Annotated in this window: 17 protein-coding genes and 1 tRNA gene; 11 read left to right on the top strand and 7 right to left on the bottom strand. The window is 35.2% G+C overall.

Translation table 11 applies throughout. The features are described 5' to 3' along the window. The first annotated feature begins 95 nt into the window (after nucleotides 1-95). Nucleotides 96-452 (top strand): dihydroneopterin aldolase, encoded by a 357-nt coding sequence (gene folB, locus ACXAGJ_RS04385; protein ID WP_474838047.1) that lies wholly within the window; start codon nucleotides 96-98, stop codon nucleotides 450-452. A gap of 93 nt (nucleotides 453-545) precedes the next feature. After that, nucleotides 546-616, top strand: a tRNA-Cys gene (locus tag ACXAGJ_RS04380). Between the two features lie 31 nt (nucleotides 617-647). Here ACXAGJ_RS04380 and ACXAGJ_RS04375 read toward each other — a convergent pair. The 3 genes from ACXAGJ_RS04375 to rnr are packed head-to-tail and all read right to left on the bottom strand — an operon-like array spanning nucleotide 648 to nucleotide 4,302. Beyond that, entirely contained in the window at nucleotides 648-1,346 is a 699-nt protein-coding gene (locus ACXAGJ_RS04375) for a LysE family translocator (RefSeq protein ID WP_474837474.1), read from the bottom strand. Nucleotides 1,347-1,385: 39 nt separating this feature from the next. Then, nucleotides 1,386-2,060, bottom strand: a complete 675-nt coding sequence (locus tag ACXAGJ_RS04370) for a head GIN domain-containing protein (protein ID WP_474837472.1) — start codon at nucleotides 2,058-2,060, stop codon at nucleotides 1,386-1,388. Between the two features lie 43 nt (nucleotides 2,061-2,103). Beyond that, complete coding sequence (rnr, locus tag ACXAGJ_RS04365; RefSeq protein ID WP_474837470.1) at nucleotides 2,104-4,302, bottom strand: ribonuclease R; 2,199 nt, start codon at nucleotides 4,300-4,302, stop codon at nucleotides 2,104-2,106. A gap of 240 nt (nucleotides 4,303-4,542) precedes the next feature. On the opposite strand from rnr, the gene ACXAGJ_RS04360 reads away from it, so the two are divergent. The 4 genes from ACXAGJ_RS04360 to ACXAGJ_RS04345 all read left to right on the top strand — a co-directional run bounded on the left by ACXAGJ_RS04360 (nucleotide 4,543) and on the right by ACXAGJ_RS04345 (nucleotide 6,506). Then, the gene (locus tag ACXAGJ_RS04360; RefSeq protein WP_073316041.1) at nucleotides 4,543-4,722 is read left to right on the top strand and encodes a hypothetical protein; all 180 of its coding nucleotides are present in this window, start codon (nucleotides 4,543-4,545) and stop codon (nucleotides 4,720-4,722) included. An 83-nt stretch (nucleotides 4,723-4,805) separates the two neighbouring features. After that, nucleotides 4,806-5,045: a hypothetical protein gene (locus ACXAGJ_RS04355; protein WP_073316042.1), complete on the top strand. Its 240-nt coding sequence runs from the start codon at nucleotides 4,806-4,808 to the stop codon at nucleotides 5,043-5,045. Between the two features lie 570 nt (nucleotides 5,046-5,615). Continuing rightward, nucleotides 5,616-6,047 (top strand): ribose 5-phosphate isomerase B, encoded by a 432-nt coding sequence (rpiB, locus tag ACXAGJ_RS04350; protein ID WP_474837467.1) that lies wholly within the window; start codon nucleotides 5,616-5,618, stop codon nucleotides 6,045-6,047. A 12-nt stretch (nucleotides 6,048-6,059) separates the two neighbouring features. Next, nucleotides 6,060-6,506 carry a GNAT family N-acetyltransferase gene (locus ACXAGJ_RS04345; RefSeq protein ID WP_474837465.1) on the top strand — a complete coding sequence of 149 codons (447 nt, stop codon included), beginning with the start codon at nucleotides 6,060-6,062 and terminating at the stop codon, nucleotides 6,504-6,506. Between the two features lie 3 nt (nucleotides 6,507-6,509). On the opposite strand, the gene ACXAGJ_RS04340 is transcribed toward ACXAGJ_RS04345, so the two are convergent. Continuing rightward, a complete protein-coding gene (locus ACXAGJ_RS04340) occupies nucleotides 6,510-7,916 on the bottom strand; it encodes a DUF5689 domain-containing protein (RefSeq protein WP_474837463.1) in 1,407 nt (468 codons plus the stop codon). An 11-nt stretch (nucleotides 7,917-7,927) separates the two neighbouring features. Further along, nucleotides 7,928-10,810 (bottom strand): carboxypeptidase-like regulatory domain-containing protein, encoded by a 2,883-nt coding sequence (locus ACXAGJ_RS04335; RefSeq protein ID WP_474837461.1) that lies wholly within the window; start codon nucleotides 10,808-10,810, stop codon nucleotides 7,928-7,930. A 138-nt stretch (nucleotides 10,811-10,948) separates the two neighbouring features. Here ACXAGJ_RS04335 and ACXAGJ_RS04330 point away from each other — a divergent pair, with 138 nt between their 5' ends. After that, the gene (locus tag ACXAGJ_RS04330) at nucleotides 10,949-12,001 is read left to right on the top strand and encodes an endonuclease/exonuclease/phosphatase family protein (RefSeq protein WP_474837459.1); all 1,053 of its coding nucleotides are present in this window, start codon (nucleotides 10,949-10,951) and stop codon (nucleotides 11,999-12,001) included. A gap of 44 nt (nucleotides 12,002-12,045) precedes the next feature. Here ACXAGJ_RS04330 and ACXAGJ_RS04325 read toward each other — a convergent pair whose 3' ends face one another. Further along, nucleotides 12,046-12,300, bottom strand: coding sequence for a hypothetical protein (locus ACXAGJ_RS04325; protein ID WP_474837457.1), 255 nt, complete (start codon nucleotides 12,298-12,300; stop codon nucleotides 12,046-12,048). Between the two features lie 120 nt (nucleotides 12,301-12,420). Beyond that, the gene (locus ACXAGJ_RS04320; protein WP_474837456.1) at nucleotides 12,421-14,253 is read right to left on the bottom strand and encodes a cation:proton antiporter; all 1,833 of its coding nucleotides are present in this window, start codon (nucleotides 14,251-14,253) and stop codon (nucleotides 12,421-12,423) included. A gap of 278 nt (nucleotides 14,254-14,531) precedes the next feature. On the opposite strand from ACXAGJ_RS04320, the gene ACXAGJ_RS04315 reads away from it, so the two are divergent. The 4 genes from ACXAGJ_RS04315 (at nucleotide 14,532) to rnpA (ending at nucleotide 19,415) form a co-directional block, all read left to right on the top strand. Next, on the top strand, nucleotides 14,532-15,392 hold the full coding sequence (locus ACXAGJ_RS04315) for an MBL fold metallo-hydrolase (protein WP_474837454.1): 861 nt from the start codon (nucleotides 14,532-14,534) through the stop codon (nucleotides 15,390-15,392). 16 nt (nucleotides 15,393-15,408) lie between these two features. Further along, nucleotides 15,409-17,088 carry a S8 family peptidase gene (locus tag ACXAGJ_RS04310; protein ID WP_474837452.1) on the top strand — a complete coding sequence of 560 codons (1,680 nt, stop codon included), beginning with the start codon at nucleotides 15,409-15,411 and terminating at the stop codon, nucleotides 17,086-17,088. A 7-nt stretch (nucleotides 17,089-17,095) separates the two neighbouring features. After that, nucleotides 17,096-18,931, top strand: a complete 1,836-nt coding sequence (locus ACXAGJ_RS04305; RefSeq protein ID WP_474837450.1) for a M1 family metallopeptidase — start codon at nucleotides 17,096-17,098, stop codon at nucleotides 18,929-18,931. Nucleotides 18,932-19,031: 100 nt separating this feature from the next. Then, nucleotides 19,032-19,415: a ribonuclease P protein component gene (gene rnpA, locus ACXAGJ_RS04300; protein ID WP_474837448.1), complete on the top strand. Its 384-nt coding sequence runs from the start codon at nucleotides 19,032-19,034 to the stop codon at nucleotides 19,413-19,415. Nucleotides 19,416-19,445 lie beyond the last annotated feature (30 nt).

Genomic DNA, 19,445 nt, shown 5'->3' with positions numbered 1-19,445 from the left:
ATTACATTATTTTAAATATGATCATATCCATGCGATAACCAGAATTTTTGACTCGAATATTAATAAAGATTCCTTTACCTTTGTCAAAAACTTCTGTGGGAATAATTAAACTGAAAAACATCAAGATATATGCCTATCATGGATGTCTTGTTGAAGAAAAAAAAATAGGATCCGACTACAGAGTTGATCTTAAAATTAAAGCAGATTTAACTCAATCTGCAGCGTCAGACCGTTTGGCGGATACCGTAGATTATGTACATTTAAATCATATTGTAAAAGAAGAAATGGCTATACGATCTAAGCTCTTAGAACATGCCGCAGAACGAATATTAGTTAGAATACTCAAAGAATTACCCCTGGTTGAAAAAGCAACAGTAGATGTTTCAAAAATTAATCCACCCATTGGAGGAAATGTTGAAATGGTTACTATAACCCGAAGTAAAAATCGTTAACTTTGTACTTTCGTTATATTGGAATGCAGTTTTAATGCAATTTCTTACTAAGAAATAATAAATTTTTTTACATTTGCCTTCCAACCAAAAACTGGTGTCGTGGCCGAGTGGCTAGGCAGTGGTCTGCAACACCATCTACAGCGGTTCGAATCCGCTCGACACCTCAAAAATCCTGTACATTTTGTACGGGATTTTTTAGTTAAAAGCAGGAGCTTCTGGAGTTATTTTTTCTATTTCATTCTGTATTCTCTCCTCCATTGTATCTGGTAAAACTCCTTTTAGTATCAAAAACACCCCAAAAACAACCATCAGTATACTAATTATCCTCTTGGTCATATATGTTCTTTTTGGAGTCAACTTTCTTTTTAAGCGTTTGGCCAATAACATTTTAAACACATCAATAAACAAATACGTACCTAGAACAATACCGAAGAAATACAATATTCTATTGGTATTCATATCCAATTGTGGTCCAATAACAATGATAATACTTAGCCAGAAACCCAATACTCCAATATTAATAAAATTGAGCAAAAACCCTTTTACAAAGAGCATCAAGTAATTCTGTTTATTGATTATTTCTACCGAAGTATCTCGAAGTTTATTGTAGTTTTTGCGTTCCTGGATAAAAGAAATTACTCCATAAGTTGCCAACAACATCCCACCAAAAATAAATAACGCAGGATCATCTTTAATTTTTTCAAGAATTTGATTGGTACTAAAATATGCGATAAGAATAAAGACAATATCAGCAAAAATTACACCCAGATCCAAAGCTAACGCAGCTCGAAAACCTTTAATAGCTGCTGTTTCTAAAAGCACAAAAAAAACAGGCCCAATCAAAAAGGCTAATAAAAATCCTAATGGTATTGCGGCCTGAGCATCTTGAAGCATATGATAAGTGTGTCTATACTACAAAGGTAAAAAAACTACTTAGTTAACTTCTATGATTTTACCTCCCAATAATTTTTGGGTATCCATTTCTGTAGGATTTCCAAAAATCCTTATAGTACCTCCGGCATTAGTATTGGCTTTGATGTACTTTCTGGCAAATACTTCGGCAGTTCCTCCGGCACTTACTCTTACCTGTACTTCGTTACTTTCGAGCTCACTAGCATAATATTGCCCACCAGAGTTAATAACGATTTCCTGTTCTTTTGCTTCACCTTCGAGATCAATTTCTCCACCTGTTACCGCCTTTCCATACACAAAATTGGCATCTACTTTCCCGATGACCTTTCCTCCTTCTTGCGCTCGGATATCTAAATCTCTTGATTTGATAACGTCCTGGGCGATAATCCTGGCACCTTCGTTGGCATCAATCTTTTCAATTTGTTTATAATACACGGTTACTTTGGTGTTGTTATTATCCCAAATATTATCTACAAACATTCGTATTTTCAACAGATCATCTTTCAGAATCACGTCTACTTCACGTCTTTTTATTCCGGTTATTTCAACCTTATTTTCATCACTCTGCACTAAGGTTACACTAATTTTATCAAATACCTTTAGTTCATTAAAATCTCCAATGTTTTTGGTCACTACATCCTGAGCATTTATCGAGAGTAATGGTAACCATACCCATAAAAAAAGAATCTTTTTCATATCAAAAATATTTTAAGATTTGTGTGTTATTATATATAGAATTCTATTCTACCTCTTCTTTACTTCCGATAAGTGTAAAATCCAGATGCCTTTTGACCAAATCAGCACTTTTTACTTTCACATAAACTTCATCTCCTAGTTGGTAGACTTTCTTTGAAGTCTGCCCTACCACAGCATATTCGTCCTGATCGAATACGTAATGATCATCATTCATATCGCGTAATCTGATCATTCCTTCGCATTTATTGCTAATAATTTCAACATAAATACCCCACTCGGTTACTCCGGAAATTACACCCAAAAAATGCTCGTCTTCATGATCTTTCATGAATTTGATCTGCATGTATTTAATAGAATCTCTTTCTGCATTTGCAGCAAGGTTTTCCATACTACTGCTGTGATTACACTTTTCTTCGTATTCTTCTTCAGCAACAGATTTTCCACTATCCAGATAATGTTCCAGCAAACGATGTGCCATAACATCAGGATATCTTCTAATCGGTGATGTAAAATGCGAATAATAGTCAAATGCTAATCCATAATGCCCAATATTATGGGTAGTATATTCCGCTTTACTCATACTTCTAATAGCAAGCGTATCTACAAGGTTTTGTTCTTTTCTACCTTGCACATCCTTTAATAAACCATTTAAAGATTTTGTGGTAGTTTTTCGGTCTCTTAAATCTAATTTATATCCAAATCGTCCGATGATGTTTTGTAGTGCTGCTAGCTTTTCGTCGTCGGGTTCGTCATGTACTCTATACACAAAGGTTTTCTTTGGATTTTGTTTTCCGATGAATTCTGCGACTTTTTTATTAGCAAGTAACATAAACTCCTCGATTAACTTATTAGCGTCCTTAGAAGTCTTAAAAAAGACTCCTGTAGGTTCGTTATCGTTGTTTAAAGAGAATCTAACTTCTACCTTATCAAAAGAAATGGCTCCATGTTTCATTCGTTTGGAGCGCATGATTTTGGCCAACTCATCTAATTTAAGAATCGCTTCTTTTATCTTATCATCCGCGGTATAGCTTTTCCCGGTAAGTGAAATTTCCTCGGGAATACCACTTTCTTTGGTCTCTATGATATGTTGCGCTTCCTCGTAAGCAAAACGTGCATCAGAGTAGATGACTGTTCTACCAAACCATTGATTTTTGATTTCTGCCTTATCATTCAATTCAAAAACTGCAGAAAATGTATATTTTTCTTCATGAGGTCTTAAAGAGCATGCATTATTAGATAAAATCTCTGGTAACATCGGTACTACTCTGTCTACCAAGTATACAGAAGTTGCTCTTTCGTAGGCTTCATCATCAAGAATTGATCCTGGCTTTACGTAGTGTGATACATCTGCAATATGGATACCAATTTCGTAATTTCCATTCTCCAGAATTTCAAAAGATAAAGCATCATCAAAATCCTTAGCATCTTTGGGATCTATCGTGAACGTTAAGATATTTCTCATATCTCTTCGTTTCTTGATTTCAGATTCCTGAATACTCGTATCTAATTGATTCGCAAATTCTTCGACTTCCTCTGGAAATTCATAAGGTAGTCCATATTGAGCTAAAATTGCATGGATTTCGGTATGGTGTTCTCCTGGTTTACCCAGAACTTTTACTACTTTACCAAAAGGTGATTCTGCATTATCGGGCCAATCTTCTAACTTTACCAATACCTTATCTCCATGCTCAGACTTTCCTATTTTATTCTTCGGTACAAAAATATCGGTATACATTTTACCATCCTGAACATTTACAAAACCATAATTTTTTTGAAGCTCGATAACTCCTACAAACTCATTTCTTTTGCGGTTAATGATTCTAGTAATTTCTCCTTCACTTTTCCCTCTTCTCTTTCTACGGTACACATATACCTCTACTTCGTCTCCGTCTAATGCTTTGTTTAAATTATTATTTGGAATAAAAATATCGTCTTCAAGATCCTCTACTACTACATATCCAGTTCCTTTTGTCGTGATCTCTAATCTACCAGTAAATGTATTTATATTAGGAATGATCTTAAACTTACCTCGTTCTACTTCTTCAATTTGTTTCTTTGCTGCTAATTGAGCTAACTTCTTGATAATCTGATTTCTGCTACTGGCATCATTAACACCAAATTTAGCAGCTATTTGTTTGTAATTAAAAGTTTTATGAGGTTCTGATTTAAGTATTTTGAGTATTCCTTGGGTGATATTCTCTATTTTGGGAGACTTTTTTCTTCTTCTACTCTTTCTTTTCATTAATGTCAATTATGTTATATCTGATAAAAGTACTGTTTATTGTTAAGGATCTATAATTTTAAGTTTAAACTTTTTATTAATCATTGCATTCTCTTTATGTTTAACCTTAAAAAAATGTATTATCTGTAAATCAGTAGTTTATATTTATATTTTCTAAACAATTTCCTGCTTTTATCTTAAAAATTACTTAATTTTATTTTACTATACTAAACAGTCATAGATTGCTGTTTCTATATAACGATGGCTAAAATCAAAAAAGTACATAAAGTAATATTCCTTTTCGTTCTAATATTCCTGTTAGGAGTGTATTCTTTCAGTTTATATATCAGTAATACCCTCGATAAAAAGAATGAAACGATCAACGAATCAGAGATAAATGGCTCAGCACGATTTGGGGAAGAAACTCTAGAGACCGATTAAAGGTCAGTAGTTTATCTCATTTTATCACTACTTTATTGATCCCTTTTTCTTATTTCGTATATTTAGCTATTGATTTTCTTTTAATGAAAGACTTTGTTATTGTAAAAACCTTTACTTACCCCTATGAATACGCTATATTGAAACTTCTTCTAGATAGAGAAGGCATATCGTATTTCTTCGAGAATGAAACAATGATTGGCGTTTTTCCTTTTTACTCCAACGCTCTGGGAGGAATCAATCTCAAAGTTCATCAAAGAGACAAAGAAAGAGTACTACAAATCATAGACGATTTAAATACCAATTCACATCTACGAATTGTATAAGGACATTCTTTATTTCCAATTTTTAAATTCAAAGATACTTTTCAACATATATTTAATATATCTTTTTTCTTTTTTTGAAATTTAAAATTAATAATGATACTTATGATGTAGTGTGAATAGCGGTATAACTTTTCGAAGTTTTTTTTGCTTTTTTAGTTTCTTGAAATTTTCAGAAACATATAAACAAGATATCAATATGATAATTGCTTGAAAATGTAACAGAAATAAAAAATAATCAACAGTTGTTAATAGTATATTCACAGATATAATATTTAATAGTTTTTCAAAAAAACGGGAGTTCATAACATTAATTTAATGTTTGAAAACTCAACCAAAAAAAATGAATTTATTGTTTTGAAAATTGCAGACACCTCTTGTATTCTAATAAAAAATCAAACAAGCAAAAAAATGTTATAAATTTTAGGAACCATTTATTCACATACAATGTTAACACAAGGTTATGAGTTATTAACATTGAGGTAATATTTACGTAATTATTTGACTTTTTGAAGGTTACTTTTTTGGATTAAATTATCTTTGTAGTGTAACTCAAACAGACATCAAAAACAAATGAAAATAGCTATAGGAAACGACCACGCAGGAACAGAATATAAGTTTACAATAGTAGAATATCTTAACTCTCAAGGAATTGAAGTAATTAATCATGGTACGAATGAAGAATCTAGTGTAGATTATCCAGATTTTGTGCATCCTGTAGCAAAAGATGTGGATAGTGAGAATGCAGATTTCGGAATTTTAATTTGTGGTAGTGGTAATGGTGTTGCGATGACTGCTAACAAATACAAAAATATTCGGGCTGGTCTTTGTTGGACAAAAGAAATAACAGAACTTACCAGACAACATAATAATGCAAACATTATATGTATCCCTGCAAGATTTACTTCTGCACCACAAGCTTTAGAAATGGTAAAAACATTTTTAAACACTGCTTTTGAAGGAGGTAGACACTTAAATCGGGTAAACAAAATACCGATGTGCTAATACTACGGATTTATGAGCCTAAAATTTACGGTAAAAAGCTTTGATGAGTTTACAGCGTCAGAGCTTTACAAAATTTTGCGCTTACGCGCAGAAGTTTTTGTTGTTGAACAGGATTGTGTATATCAAGATATCGACAATAAAGACCAAAAAGCACTGCATGTAATTGGCTATAAAGATGATGAAGTAGTCGCTTATACTAGAATATTTAAAGCAGGCGATTATTTTGAGCATGCAAGTATTGGCAGAGTAGTGGTTGCCGAAAAAGAAAGGCAATACGGATATGGTCATGATCTCATCAAAGAAAGCATTGCTGCCGTCGAGAATCATTTTAAAACAACGACCATCAAAATTTCTGCACAAACCTATTTACAAAGATTTTACGAATCTCATGGGTTTGTTATGGTAGGAGAGGAGTACCTCGAGGATGGTATCCCCCATATTGGAATGATACTAGAGTAAAAGTTAGTTACCGGTTATTTTGATGTTATCAATGTGATAGCGTGTGGTCACTTTTGGATCACCGCCCAAATATCTAAATCCTACTCTTACTGTACCTTCTACACAATCCAAACCGATAGCGCCAGAGGGGAAAAGGTCTCCAAAAGCATTTAATGGTCCGCGTGGTACGGTTACGTCTAATTTAGACCAGTTGGCAGTCGAGATATCATCGACAAAATCAGTACTGATAAACACCTCTAGGATATTACCGTTATCAAACCCAGCTTGGACATCAAAGTTCAAAACTTCCGAATTGGTAGTGCTTAAGTCAATTTCAGGAGTAATCAACCAAACTTCATATAGACCTTCATTTGATCTAAACCCTGTGATTTGAGCATATTTATTATTGGCAAACTCTCCTATTTTGTACTTCAACTTCCCTTGAGTTTGATTGATATTTAGCCAACCTTCTTTTCCTAAATCAGAGGTTTTGAAATCAGTAAAATCCTGTTCAAAAATAAGCTGATCTCCTTCTTGTTCTTGAACACATTCAAACACTTGAGGATCACAACGTTCTTCGGTATCAAATAAAAGCCCATTAGGATCATTGAGTACAAGATTATATCGATTTCCAAGAAAGTTCTTGGTAAGAATTCCTTGAAAGCTACCCCTACTTTGAGGCAGTTTTAAGCCTTTAAAATCAGAAAAAGTACTAGTGCTTAAAACGGTGTTTCTTTGGGTTTCACAATCTTCTATGATTCGTTCTCCATCAAATAGGTCATTAGGTTCTGAAGCAAAAGAAAAGACATTATCATTTTGTACAAAGTTTTTGTGGAATTGAAGATTATTGATCTTGATAAAAAGATGGAGATACTGATCAGAAAAATCTGAGATACTTAGTTCTAAAGGGATAATTTCTCCTATTTCTGGACCTCTTATTATTGTGTGTTCAATTTGAAATGAGGGTATTGGGGCAATCGTATTTCCATCGAGAACTCCTAATGTAGGAACCCCATTTTCTATACCTATAGACAAACCATTCAGAGGGATAAATACTTTTCTTCCAAAATCGTAGAAGGTAAACAGAGGGTTAACATCTACCAATACTCTAATCCCTGCCGTAGGATTATCCTTTTTGTTTTGAATGATAACTTCTTTAAAAAAATTGCCAGCACGGTCACTTGAAATTACATATCCGCTGATAAAATTATCGGTATCCTCAAAGATCAATTTCGCATTTTCTCCTTCTTTTTCTAGTTCCTGACCAAGCATGCCTAATAAGGATTGTATATCAATAGAAGTGCCTACAATTTCTGGTTCGAGAGTGGATATGGATGGGGTGTCAAAATTTTGTTCTGGAGTGCAGTAGAAAAGAATTGATGTTAACAGTATATAACAAATTGATTTGCTGGTTTTTGGTGTGAATGTCATTTGATCGGTGTTTAAAATCGTACATAAAAATTAAGGTAGTATGAGGTGCTGAAGCCATAAAAGTATTTTGGTCCAAAAATGGGCGTATCCCTTCTGGATTCTTCTAGTGCTAGTCTATAATTGGCATTTCTGGTTTGTTCAAAACCACCGGTTCTGTATTTCTGGTCAAGGATGTTAGTAATGGAAGCAAAAAAACCTAAAGTATAGTTGTTGATTCTCCATGATTTTCCGCCAATAGCATTTACAAGAAAGTAATCTTCTAATTGTTCCTGCTGTAACAAGGATTGGGCTACATTTTGATCGATATCATTAAAAGGTAAACCATCACGATCTTGATAAAAATTAGAGGTTCTTGCAAATGGACTCACATTGATAAAGGCGTTAGAAAAATAGTTAACAGTGGTTCCAAACCACCAGAAATCAGGATCACGGTATTCGAATCCTAACTGAGCCACGTTTTGAGGACCTACAGGCAAATAATATCCCTTGATATAGGATTTACCGAAAGAACGAATACCTTGCACCTCTGCAAAAACATCACTAGTACTGGCTAGTGCCAGTTCTGGGTTGTTATTGTATCTAAATTCTCCAATCGCTGCTGCTGATTTGAGTTTTAAGGTTGGGGTAATCTGAAATTCAATACCTAGTTCACCTCCATAGTAAAGCTTATCGATATTGGTTACAATCTCTTGTACAAAACCAGCTTCTGATCCTGAAATAGCTTGAGTATAAAAAAAAGAAATATCTGTAGCGTCTTCTATTTTGGTATAATAACCGCTCAAACGTGCTTTGATGTGTTTGGAACGGAATAAATAGCTGGCATCTACGGTTTGAATGATTTCATTTGGTTGTTCTGTTCCGGTAAGCTCAGAAACGGTCATGTTATTTTGTCTTGGATTAACAAAAACATTTTGAAGGGTAGGGGCTTTACTAAAATATCCTGCATTGACCTGAAAAGTCTGCAGCCCATTGATTCGTAACGTAGATCCTGCTTTTATGCCATAATTTAGAAATTGCTGAGCACTACTTTTTCCAAAGGATTGATCGCCGGGAAAATAACCATTTTCATACAACCCGTCTCTTTGAAAGGAAGATTGAGATATCTTACCACCGATAAAAAAATCAATGGTATTAAATTGAAAAGATGTTTGTAAAAACCCATCTAGAGTAGCTGCTTCTAGTATATAGTTGTAATCATATCTATCACCTTCGGATACTATTCTATTTGGGTTGCGTAGATCACTTTGCGCTTGATTAAGCTGTGTGTCGTGGTCTAAGGAAGAAAAGGATATAGCAAAGAGATCAACATCCAAAAAACCATTACCCCCTAATAAATCGCTTACTTCTGCAAAGTTTTCACTAGACAAGGAGCGATAAGACATGGAAGCATTTAAATTGATATGTTTGGATATCTCACTACTTACAATCACATTACCCACCAACTGAGTATCATCGGTACGATCTTCATATACGATATAAGTGGCATTATTTCCTAAGGCTGCGTTGTTAAGGTTTGTAGCCACAATAGAGTCCCAATCGATTTGGCCATTGTTGATTAGGTTTTCTCGAGCTAAAAAAGCATTCTGAAAATCTAGGTGAGTTGGGTTAGGGTTACCAAGAAAAAAACTAGGTAAGTTACTTTGATGAACAGGGTTGGTTTGTGTACTTCTTCCTCCTCCTGTAAATAGCTGTTGTCCACTTGAAGTTATAAAAAGATCTCCTCCCGTGTTATCAATACGACTGTTTCCTACCTCTCCGGTTTGATATGCTAAATTGGTATTGATTAGAGTATTTTCTGAAAGCTGCCAATAATGATTTAGCATAAAAATAGGTTCTTCTATTCTTCGTTGTCGAGCATTTCTTATTTTACCATTTTGATATCCCCAATTCGGATTGTAATTAGGTCCTTTGAGACGAGCTACTTCCTCAGTAATCGCAGTGGATCGGCCTCTTTGATTGGGTGTGTAGAACCCTGTAAAATTAAGACTGTGTTTCTCATTTATTTTTTTCTCTACCGAAGTAAAAAAGGAGTGTGCATTGTATCCTGTACCTTCAAAAATTCCTTCCTCACCAAATCTTTTAGAAAACGATAATGAATATGCCCATCCGTTTTGTGAAACACCAGAATTATAGGTTGCCATTACCCTTCCCTCGTAGGTTCTGTTTGAAGCGGCATAGGAGACTCTTCCTCCTTTTCTGTACTGAGAAGCCCTCATAATGATATTTGATGTCCCTTGAAGGTCACCAAAAGAATAGCTGTTTTCTGAAACCCCCATAGAAAATTCCTGGTTGCGTTGTACATCATTTAACCCTCCCCAATTGCTCCATTGTGGTCTCCCATTGTAGATTTTGTTGAAAGAAATTCCGTTAATCAAAAGTTGACTATTTTCATTATTTATGCCTCTTGGTCGAAAAAAAGCAGCGCTAAAATCATATGCTGCGGCATTCAGAAAGATGTCTTTTCTAGCTTGTAGGAGCGCTGGAATATTAAAGGAAACATCGTTCTCTTCTGCCAGTTCCAGGTCACTGATTTCGATAGTAGCAATTTGTTGATCCTCATCACTAAAATCATAATCTAACCGGAGGATTTTAAGATCAAGTGTTTGGGCTTCATTAATCACAACAGGAAATCGTTTCGAAAGGTATCCACGTTTTGAAATGACAAGAATCTGCTCTCCAAGAGGAAGTGGCTCATTATTAAAGCTAAAGCTACCAAAAGTATTGGTTCGACAAGAGATATCGGTTTTTTCAATTGAAACCAAAGCATCAACAATATTTTCATTGCTAAAAGTGTCAATAACTCTACCTTTTATATTAGTTTCCTGAGCATTTAAGAAGGAAACACAAAACTCAAATACCAGAGTGAGTTTTAATATAGATGTTCGATTTATCATGTCCTTTACCTAATTCTTTTTGGTTATAAAAAATTATGAGTAGGACGACGTTGTGAGAGGCAATATTAAATTACACCAGTTTCAAAATCTGAAACTCAGAACATTAATATTTGCGTGAACGATTAAACGATTTGTATTATGGTTGTGATCATAAGAGTGTTGATGATCTTTTTGTCCTTTATCCCTGTGATACTTCTCTCACAGCAAAAGAAAACCTATAACATTCAGACTATCGCTTTTTATAATTTAGAAAACCTTTTTGATACCATAGATGATCCCTTGACATTTGATAACGATAGAACTCCAAAAGGCCGATATCATTGGACAGATAAATTGTATAAAGAGAAATTACGAAACATGGCACTGGTGATTTCGAAAATTGGAAAAGAACAAACAGGAAGTGCTCCGGCTATACTAGGAGTTGCAGAAATAGAAAACAGGAAGGTATTAGAAGATCTGATTAAAGAACCTATCCTTATTCAAAATAAATATGGGATTATACACGAGGACTCTCCAGATCGCAGAGGAATAGACGTGGGTTTATTGTATCAAAAAGACCGGTTCAAACCAAAACATTTTAAAACCTATGAATTATACCTTTATGATGAGGTAACACAAAAAAGAGTATATACAAGAGATCAACTGGTAGTAAGCGGGTATTTGGATGGTGATTTGATTCATTGTATTGTCAACCATTGGCCATCAAGAAGAGGAGGCGAGACAAGAAGCGCTTATAAAAGGAAAAAAGCAGCGAAACTGAATAAAAGAATAATAGATTCTATTTTTGTTTTAGATCCTTACTCAAAAATAATTACGTTGGGAGATTTTAATGATGATCCTGATAGCTCAAGCTTAAAAAAAGTATTGGGAGCGACCTCTAAACGAATGGATACAGATTTAAAAGAGTTATATAATCCTTTGGCCAAGATGAAGAATAAAGGTATTGGTACGCATGCATGGAACGATAGTTGGACGATTTTTGACCAAATCATAGTGTCGAAGGAGTTATTACAAGAAGATTACAGTTCTTACAGGTTTTATAAGGTAGGAATATTCAGTGAAGCATTTTTAATAACTACCACTGGGAGGTATAAAGGATATCCTTTCCGAAGTTTTAGTGGTCAAAACTATGTAGGAGGCTATAGTGATCACTTACCGGTATACATGTATTTGATTAAAGAAAAAAGGTGACTCTATTTGGAGTCACCTTCGTAAGATTTAGTTAGCTAGGCCGATTATTGACCGATTGTTATTCCAGCATTACAAGTGGCATCAGCAAATGCCTCAAAAGTTGTTCCTTCCGGAAGTGTCTCAGTACTAGACTGTCCTAGTGCATTTACGGTTACTGTACCATCACCGTTGTCACAGATAGAAGTTGCGATACCAAAAATTTCACACTCTCTACAGTTTCCTCCTCCATCATCATCACTTCCACAAGAGGTCATAACTAGGGCGAATGCACATACGGCAGATAACATAAGTTTTTTCATAGTATTTGGGTGTTTAATGTAAATTTATGAGCCCAAATATAGAAGTTATACGCTTATTAACAAAAAATTAAGACAAAAAAGTGTGTTTTATCGATTAAAAATGTTTTTCAGCGATGTTTTTCAGACCTCTTCAATATCAAAAGGTTTACCGATATAAGCTAAATAGCTGTCTTCCTGTATCTGATCTATTTCTCTGCTGTAGGAAGAAATAATACGAAGATTTTTAGTACTATTTTTTATAAACAGAGGAATAATATCTGCATCTTCTTTGGTAATCTCAATAAGCGTTTTGTAATGCTTTTTGTCCTTAATTTTTATTTCTTGAATACTAGGATACTTTTCGGCAAGCGCAATAAGTTTGTAGTAATCATCGGTATGAGAAAACAAACCTTCTTGTGGATTATTGTTGGGGTTATTCATCTCGTCGGAAGTGATTAATCGAAACGAACCGTTCTCTCCAAATTGATCCTTGAACTTGTTAATTGCGTATTTATTGATGTCATTATTGGCGGTGAGTGCCATAAGATATCCAACATCATTTAGTTCAATATTATCTTTTAATTGCTCACCATAGATATTTGCTTCAATAGCATCTAATCCTAAGTCTTTGGCTTTTGTAATATTATCTCTATTACTATCTACAAGTACAACATGTTTGTTATTATTTTTGATGTATAGAGCAATAAGCCTTGAAATTTTGGAGGCGCCAATGATTAAAATTCCTTCAGACTTATTTAAAAAGACACCTACTAATTTGGCTACATATCGTGCAGTGGTGGCGTTTAGCAATACTGTGCCCAGTACTATCATAAATACCAATGGAGTGATATATTCTGCTCCAGGCACTCCTTCTTTGTACAACTTTAGCCCAAATAAGGAAGCGATTCCTGCTGCTACAATTCCTCTGGGTCCTACCCAACTTATAAAGAGCTTTTCATTGGTTTTTAGACCGGATTTCGAAGAACTAAGAAAAACCCCAAGAGGTCGAACGATAAATACAACAACGGCAAAAAGCAATCCCGCTTTCCAATTATATACCAATTGTAAGTCTTCAAGGTTAATATTTGCCGCCAAAAGAATAAAAAGAATCGAAATTAGAAGAACGCTCAGAGATTCTTTGAAATATAAAATTTCATCCAGATAAGGTAAGTTAATATTCCCCAAAACCATACCCATTACCACAACAGATAATAGACCGGATTCGTGAGCAAAAATATCAGAGAGCACAAATACTCCAAGTACTGTGGCAAGCGTTACGACATTCAATAAATAGTGTGGAACAATTTTTCTTTTCAGTGAAAAAGCAAGACCATAGGCAAACGTAAAACCAAAGGTAAAACCTACCAGAACAATTTTACTAAATTCGACAAGTGCGGTAAAAGTAAACTCTTCACCCCCACCAACACGTATAAACTCAAAAACCAAAACGGCCACCAAAGCCCCAATAGGATCGATAAGGATACCTTCCCATTTGAGTACTGCCGATACATCTTTTTTGAGTGGTATATTTCTTAAGATCGGTGTGATTACTGTTGGCCCTGTAACGATAATTAATGACGAAAAAAGAAAAGAAATAGGCCAGCTTAGGTCAAAAATAAAATGGGCCGCCAAGCCAGCTCCAAAAAAGGTAACCACTACCGCTAGGGTAATAAGTTTAATGATCACCGGACCTACATTCAAAATTTCACTACGCCTTAGCGTTAATCCACCTTCAAATAGAATGATACTAATGGCCAGAGAAACAAAATAAAACAAACTTTCACCAGGAAAAAGCCCTTCGGTTCCGTTCCAGATAGGTTGAATGAGTTTTGTGCCATCACCTGTGTATAATGTGGCAAGAGGACCCACCAGGAGACCTATTAGGATTAGAGGTAAGATTGCGGGAATTTTAAATTTCCAGGCCACCCATTGTGCCAAAATTCCCAATATAATGATTCCTGCAAGTGCTAACATGAGTAATTTATAGATTCAATTTTGTGTAGAAATATCGTAATTTTTTTAAATATAGTTGAAATAAAGGGGATTTTACGAAACAAAAGATGACTTTATTTTATGGTATTATATACCCAATCAATAGAGCGTTTGGATAGGAAATCGCCGCGGTAGAAATGTGGATTCATAAATGATTTGTAGTTTTTGACGCTATATCTAATGAAATATTGTTAAAAAGTCTAAAAAATAAATCCTCATCCTTGCCATTTTTTCTATTTTGCAAAGATTTTTATTGATACATGAACTTATATCCTATCAAAGCTGGAAATTTTAAACTAGATGGAGGCGCAATGTTTGGCGTCGTCCCTAAGGTGCTTTGGAATAAAACAAATCCAGCAGATGCTAACAATCTCATTGATATTGCAGCAAGATGCTTGCTTATCGAAGATGGAGAACGATTAACTCTTATCGATTCTGGGATGGGAGACAAACAATCAGAGAAATTCTTCGGGTATTACTCGCCCTGGGGAGATGATGATTTGGATAAATCCCTCAAAGAAAAAGGATTTCATAGAGATGATATTACCGACGTTTTTATTACCCATTTACATTTTGACCATTGTGGCGGAGTGGTACAGTGGAATAAAGACCGTACGGGATACGAATTAGCATTTAAGAATGCTAAAGTATGGAGCAACAAAGAACATTGGGATTGGGCAGTACAACCTAATGCCAGAGAGAAAGCGTCGTTCTTAAAAGAAAATATTTTACCTATTGAGGAAAGTGGGCATCTTAACTTCGTTTCGAGAACAGCAACTGCTTTTCAAAAACAAACAGAATTAGGTTTTGGCGTACTATTTGCTGATGGTCATACAGAAAAACAAATGATTCCACATATTACACACAAGGATAAGACCATAGTTTTTATGGCCGACTTGCTGCCTACAGTGGGTCATATTCCTTTGCCCTATGTCATGGGATATGATACCAGGCCTTTGTTAACCTTGGATGAAAAAAAGTTGTTTTTAGAAACAGCTGCAGACAACGGATGGTATTTGTTTTTGGAACACGATGCGCATAACGAAATAATAACAGTAAAACACACAGAAAAAGGCGTTCGACTTAATGAGGTTTTTAGCTGTGAAGATATATTTAATTAAAAAAATAAAATTGAAAATGAAATTTTCCACAAATACGATTTTTTCAGTGGTAACCTCTTCTTTAATCTTAGTTGGATGTGGAGGTGCCCCAACCATAGTTTCTACACCAATAGAGAATATTGATGCAGTTCCTTTAAAACATGATCAACTTACAGAAAAAGAGCTGAAGAATTGGAATTCTTATGACTTAGTGACGGATACTATACCGGGTATGAGTGTTCTTAAGGCGTACGATGAATTGCTAAAAGGTAAAAAAGGACAAACGGTAGTAGTAGGAGTTATAGATAGTGGTGTTGACATTGAGCACGAAGACCTTGAAGGTGTGGTATGGAAAAATCCTAATGAGATTGCAGGAAATGGAAAAGATGACGATAACAATGGATATGTAGATGATGTCTACGGGTGGAACTTCTTAGGGGATTCGAATGATGAAAATCTGGAATACGTAAGAATTATCAAAAAATTAAAACCAAAGTACGAGGGTAAGAACCTTTCTTCGGTTTCCGATAATGAAAAAGAAGAGTACCAACAGTATATAGAAGCCAAGGCCGAATTTGAAAAAGAGTATCAAGAGGCTTCTCAAAACAAAATGCAGTATGAGCAAATCTTGCAGCAGTCAAAAATATCTCACAAAGCCATTGCAGCTGCAATAGGTAAAGAGGATTATTCAAGCGAAGAATTGCTAAAGGTGGAAGCAAAAACACCAGAAATGCAACAGCACGTTGCTTTTCTATCTCAGATGTTCGGATTTTTGGATCCGGGAGATACCATTCCTGATTTTATCGAGAACTTAACTGAAGGTGTTGAGCATTTTACCAATCAGTTAAACTATAACCTTAATCCAGAATTTGACGGAAGATCTGTAGTGGGAGATGATGTTGATAATTTTGACGATAGAGATTATGGAAACAATAAGGTAATGGGACCTAATGCAGATAAAAAAGGAATCAAGCATGGAACTCACGTTGCGGGAATTATTGCTGCTGAAAGAAATAATGGTAAAGGAATGAACGGTGTTGCCAAAAATGTTGAAATCATGGCAATCCGTGCTGTACCCGATGGTGATGAGTATGATAAGGATATTGCTCTAGCAATAAGATATGCGGTAGATAACGGAGCAAAAGTGATCAACACTAGTTTTGGTAAATATTACAGTACACACCCAGAATGGGTATGGGATGCTATAAAATATGCGGCTTCAAAAGATGTGCTGATTGTAAACGCGGCAGGAAATGAAGGTATAGATCTGGATGAAAAACCAGTATATCCAAATGATCAGGTTGCCAATTCTGAAGAAATAGCGGATAACTTTATCACTATCGGTGCATTAAATTATGAGTACGGATCTAATTTGGTTGCCAATTTTTCTAACTACGGAAAAAACAACGTAGACGCTTTTGCTCCTGGAGTAAAAATTTGGGCTACAACTCCAAATAACAAATACGAATATCTTCAGGGAACTTCGATGGCTGCTCCTGCAGTTGCTGGGGTGGCAGCTTTGATCAGGTCTTATTATCCTAAGTTGAAGGCAGCTCAAGTAAAAAACATCCTTATGGATAGTGGATTAAACACAACGACTTCAGTGATCCTTGGTGGTGAGCAGACAAATTCTAAGCCGTTTTCAGATATTTCAAAATCTGGAAAAATGGTAAATTTATACAATGCATTAATCCTTGCGGATAAAATGTCTAAATAAAAGTATTATGATGATGCGTAAAAATGTAATTCTAATTTTTCTTTTTGTTGCGTGTGGAGCATGGGCACAAAACAATGGCTCATATTGGCAGCAACATGTAGCGTACAAGATGAATGTGGATATGAATGTTGAAAACTATCAATATTCTGGAACACAGGAATTAACGTATACGAATAACTCTCCAGATACGTTAAGGCAGGTATTTTATCATTTATATTTCAATGCATTTCAACCTGGTAGTGAAATGGATGTTCGTTCTCGCAATCTTCCGGATCCAGATCCAAGAGTGGGCGACAGAATTAGTAAATTACGTCCAGAAGAAATAGGATACATTAAAGTTTCTAGTTTAAACCAGAATGGGCAATCTACAAAATATGAGGTTGCCGGTACAGTTTTGGAAGTAGACCTGAATAAACCAATTCTTCCTGGAGAAAAGACAACATTTGTGATGGAGTTTACTGGGCAAGTACCAGCTCAGATTCGACGTTCGGGACGAAATAATAAAGAAGGTGTAGCACTGTCTATGACCCAGTGGTATCCAAAGATGGCCGAATATGATTTTGAAGGTTGGCATACACACCCTTACATCGCAAGAGAGTTTCATGGAGTATGGGGAGATTTTGACGTTACAATTTCTATTGATAAGACCTATGTATTAGGGGGTTCGGGATACCTTCAGAACCCTAATGAGGTAGGACATGGATATGAAGAGCCTGGAACCAAAGTAAAAGTGAAAGGGAAAAAAATAGCATGGCATTTTGTGGCGCCAAATGTTCATGATTTCACTTGGGCTGCAGATCCAGAATACATTCATGATTCGGTACAAATACCCGAAGGACCGAAACTTCACTTTTTGTATAAAAACAATAAGGACATTGTTGACAATTGGAAAGATCTACAACCAAAGTCTGTAGATTTGATGAATTATTTCAGTGAGCATATTGGCAAGTATCCATATGATCAATATTCGATCATACAAGGAGGAGATGGAGGTATGGAGTATGCGATGTGTACGTTAATAACCGGAGAAAGAAAGTTTGGAAGTTTAGTTGGTGTAACCGCTCATGAAATGGCTCATGCATGGTTTCAACATATTTTGGCAACCAATGAATCTAAACACGAATGGATGGACGAAGGGTTTACCACCTATATTTCTACTTTGGCCATGAATGAGGTGATGAAACAAAACAATCCTAATTCATTGAAAGGGTTATATCAAGGGTATATGCAATTAGCACTTTCGGGAATAGAACAACCACAAACGACGCAGGCAGATCGCTATGCACATAACTCGGCGTATGGAGCATCTGCTTATGCCAAAGGAGCTGTTTTCTTATCGCAATTGGGGTATATCATAGGAGAGGATAACTTGAAAAAAACCATTAAAAGATACTATGATGAGTGGAAGTTTAAACACCCAACTCCAAATGATTTTAAGAGAGTTGCAGAAAAAGTTTCTGGGATTCAATTAGATTGGTATTTAAATGATTGGACACAAACAACAAATACTATAGACTACGGTATTAAAGAAGTAACAGAAGATAATGGTAAAACTTTAATCACTTTGGAGCGTGTGGGGCAAATGCCAATGCCAACAGATTTGTATATAGAATATGGAGACGGATCAATAGAGTCATTTTATATGCCTATAAGAATGATGAGAGGACAAAAAGGAAATCCGATCGGTTCCATGCCGAGAACAGTAATGCCGGATTGGCCTTGGACAAATCCAACGTATACCATTACGATCGAAAAACCGATGTCAGAAATAAAATCAGTAAAATTGGATATTACCAAGCTTATGGCCGATGTAAATCCAAGTAACAATACCTACATGAACTAATACGTTTAGTTCTTAAGATAATTTTCCGGCTATAAAACGTTATTTATGGCCGGATTTTTTATAATTTCTAGTGATCAAATGTGATGGTTGTTTTAATATGATGAGTGAGTCCTTCGGAAAAAAAGAAAAATTAAAGAGTAAAAAGGAAATAGAATTGCTATTTGCCGAGGGGAAATCTATGGCCAAATATCCGGTAAGATTAGTTTTTAAAAAGGCTTCTTTTGAAGAAGATACATCTTTTAAAGTTGGTACATCCGTAAGTAAGCGTTATTTCAAAAAAGCGGTGGATCGCAATAGGATAAAGCGATTAATGCGAGAAAGTTATAGAAAAAATAAGTATATTGTAGCCAACACTACTCATCAATTCACTTTTATGTTTTTATATACTGGTAAAGAAATGCCAGAATATGATTTGATTGAATCAAAAATAAAAGGAATATTACTAAAATTTGTTAAGCAAGAAATAGAACTAAAATCGAAGTAATACATCGTTGGATGTGCTTTAAATATATGC

This window comes from Aquimarina sp. AWH4_224 (assembly GCF_056160245.1).
This window is presented reverse-complemented; position numbering and strand designations above follow the sequence as displayed.

Bases quoted from the DNA above. Each gene is read 5' to 3' on its own strand.
- ACXAGJ_RS04335 (WP_474837461.1), bottom strand. From the start codon at position 10,810: ATGATAAATCGAACATCTATATTAAAACTCACTCTGGTATTTGAGTTT.
- ACXAGJ_RS04370 (WP_474837472.1), bottom strand. From the start codon at position 2,060: ATGAAAAAGATTCTTTTTTTATGGGTATGGTTACCATTACTCTCGATA.
- ACXAGJ_RS04340 (WP_474837463.1), bottom strand. From the start codon at position 7,916: ATGACATTCACACCAAAAACCAGCAAATCAATTTGTTATATACTGTTA.
- ACXAGJ_RS04375 (WP_474837474.1), bottom strand. From the start codon at position 1,346: ATGCTTCAAGATGCTCAGGCCGCAATACCATTAGGATTTTTATTAGCC.
- rpiB (WP_474837467.1), top strand. From the start codon at position 5,616: ATGAAAATAGCTATAGGAAACGACCACGCAGGAACAGAATATAAGTTT.
- ACXAGJ_RS04320 (WP_474837456.1), bottom strand. From the start codon at position 14,253: ATGTTAGCACTTGCAGGAATCATTATATTGGGAATTTTGGCACAATGG.
- ACXAGJ_RS04355 (WP_073316042.1), top strand. From the start codon at position 4,806: ATGAAAGACTTTGTTATTGTAAAAACCTTTACTTACCCCTATGAATAC.
- ACXAGJ_RS04360 (WP_073316041.1), top strand. From the start codon at position 4,543: ATGGCTAAAATCAAAAAAGTACATAAAGTAATATTCCTTTTCGTTCTA.
- ACXAGJ_RS04315 (WP_474837454.1), top strand. From the start codon at position 14,532: ATGAACTTATATCCTATCAAAGCTGGAAATTTTAAACTAGATGGAGGC.
- ACXAGJ_RS04345 (WP_474837465.1), top strand. From the start codon at position 6,060: ATGAGCCTAAAATTTACGGTAAAAAGCTTTGATGAGTTTACAGCGTCA.
- ACXAGJ_RS04305 (WP_474837450.1), top strand. From the start codon at position 17,096: ATGATGATGCGTAAAAATGTAATTCTAATTTTTCTTTTTGTTGCGTGT.
- ACXAGJ_RS04325 (WP_474837457.1), bottom strand. From the start codon at position 12,300: ATGAAAAAACTTATGTTATCTGCCGTATGTGCATTCGCCCTAGTTATG.
- rnpA (WP_474837448.1), top strand. From the start codon at position 19,032: ATGAGTGAGTCCTTCGGAAAAAAAGAAAAATTAAAGAGTAAAAAGGAA.
- ACXAGJ_RS04310 (WP_474837452.1), top strand. From the start codon at position 15,409: ATGAAATTTTCCACAAATACGATTTTTTCAGTGGTAACCTCTTCTTTA.
- rnr (WP_474837470.1), bottom strand. From the start codon at position 4,302: ATGAAAAGAAAGAGTAGAAGAAGAAAAAAGTCTCCCAAAATAGAGAAT.
- ACXAGJ_RS04330 (WP_474837459.1), top strand. From the start codon at position 10,949: ATGGTTGTGATCATAAGAGTGTTGATGATCTTTTTGTCCTTTATCCCT.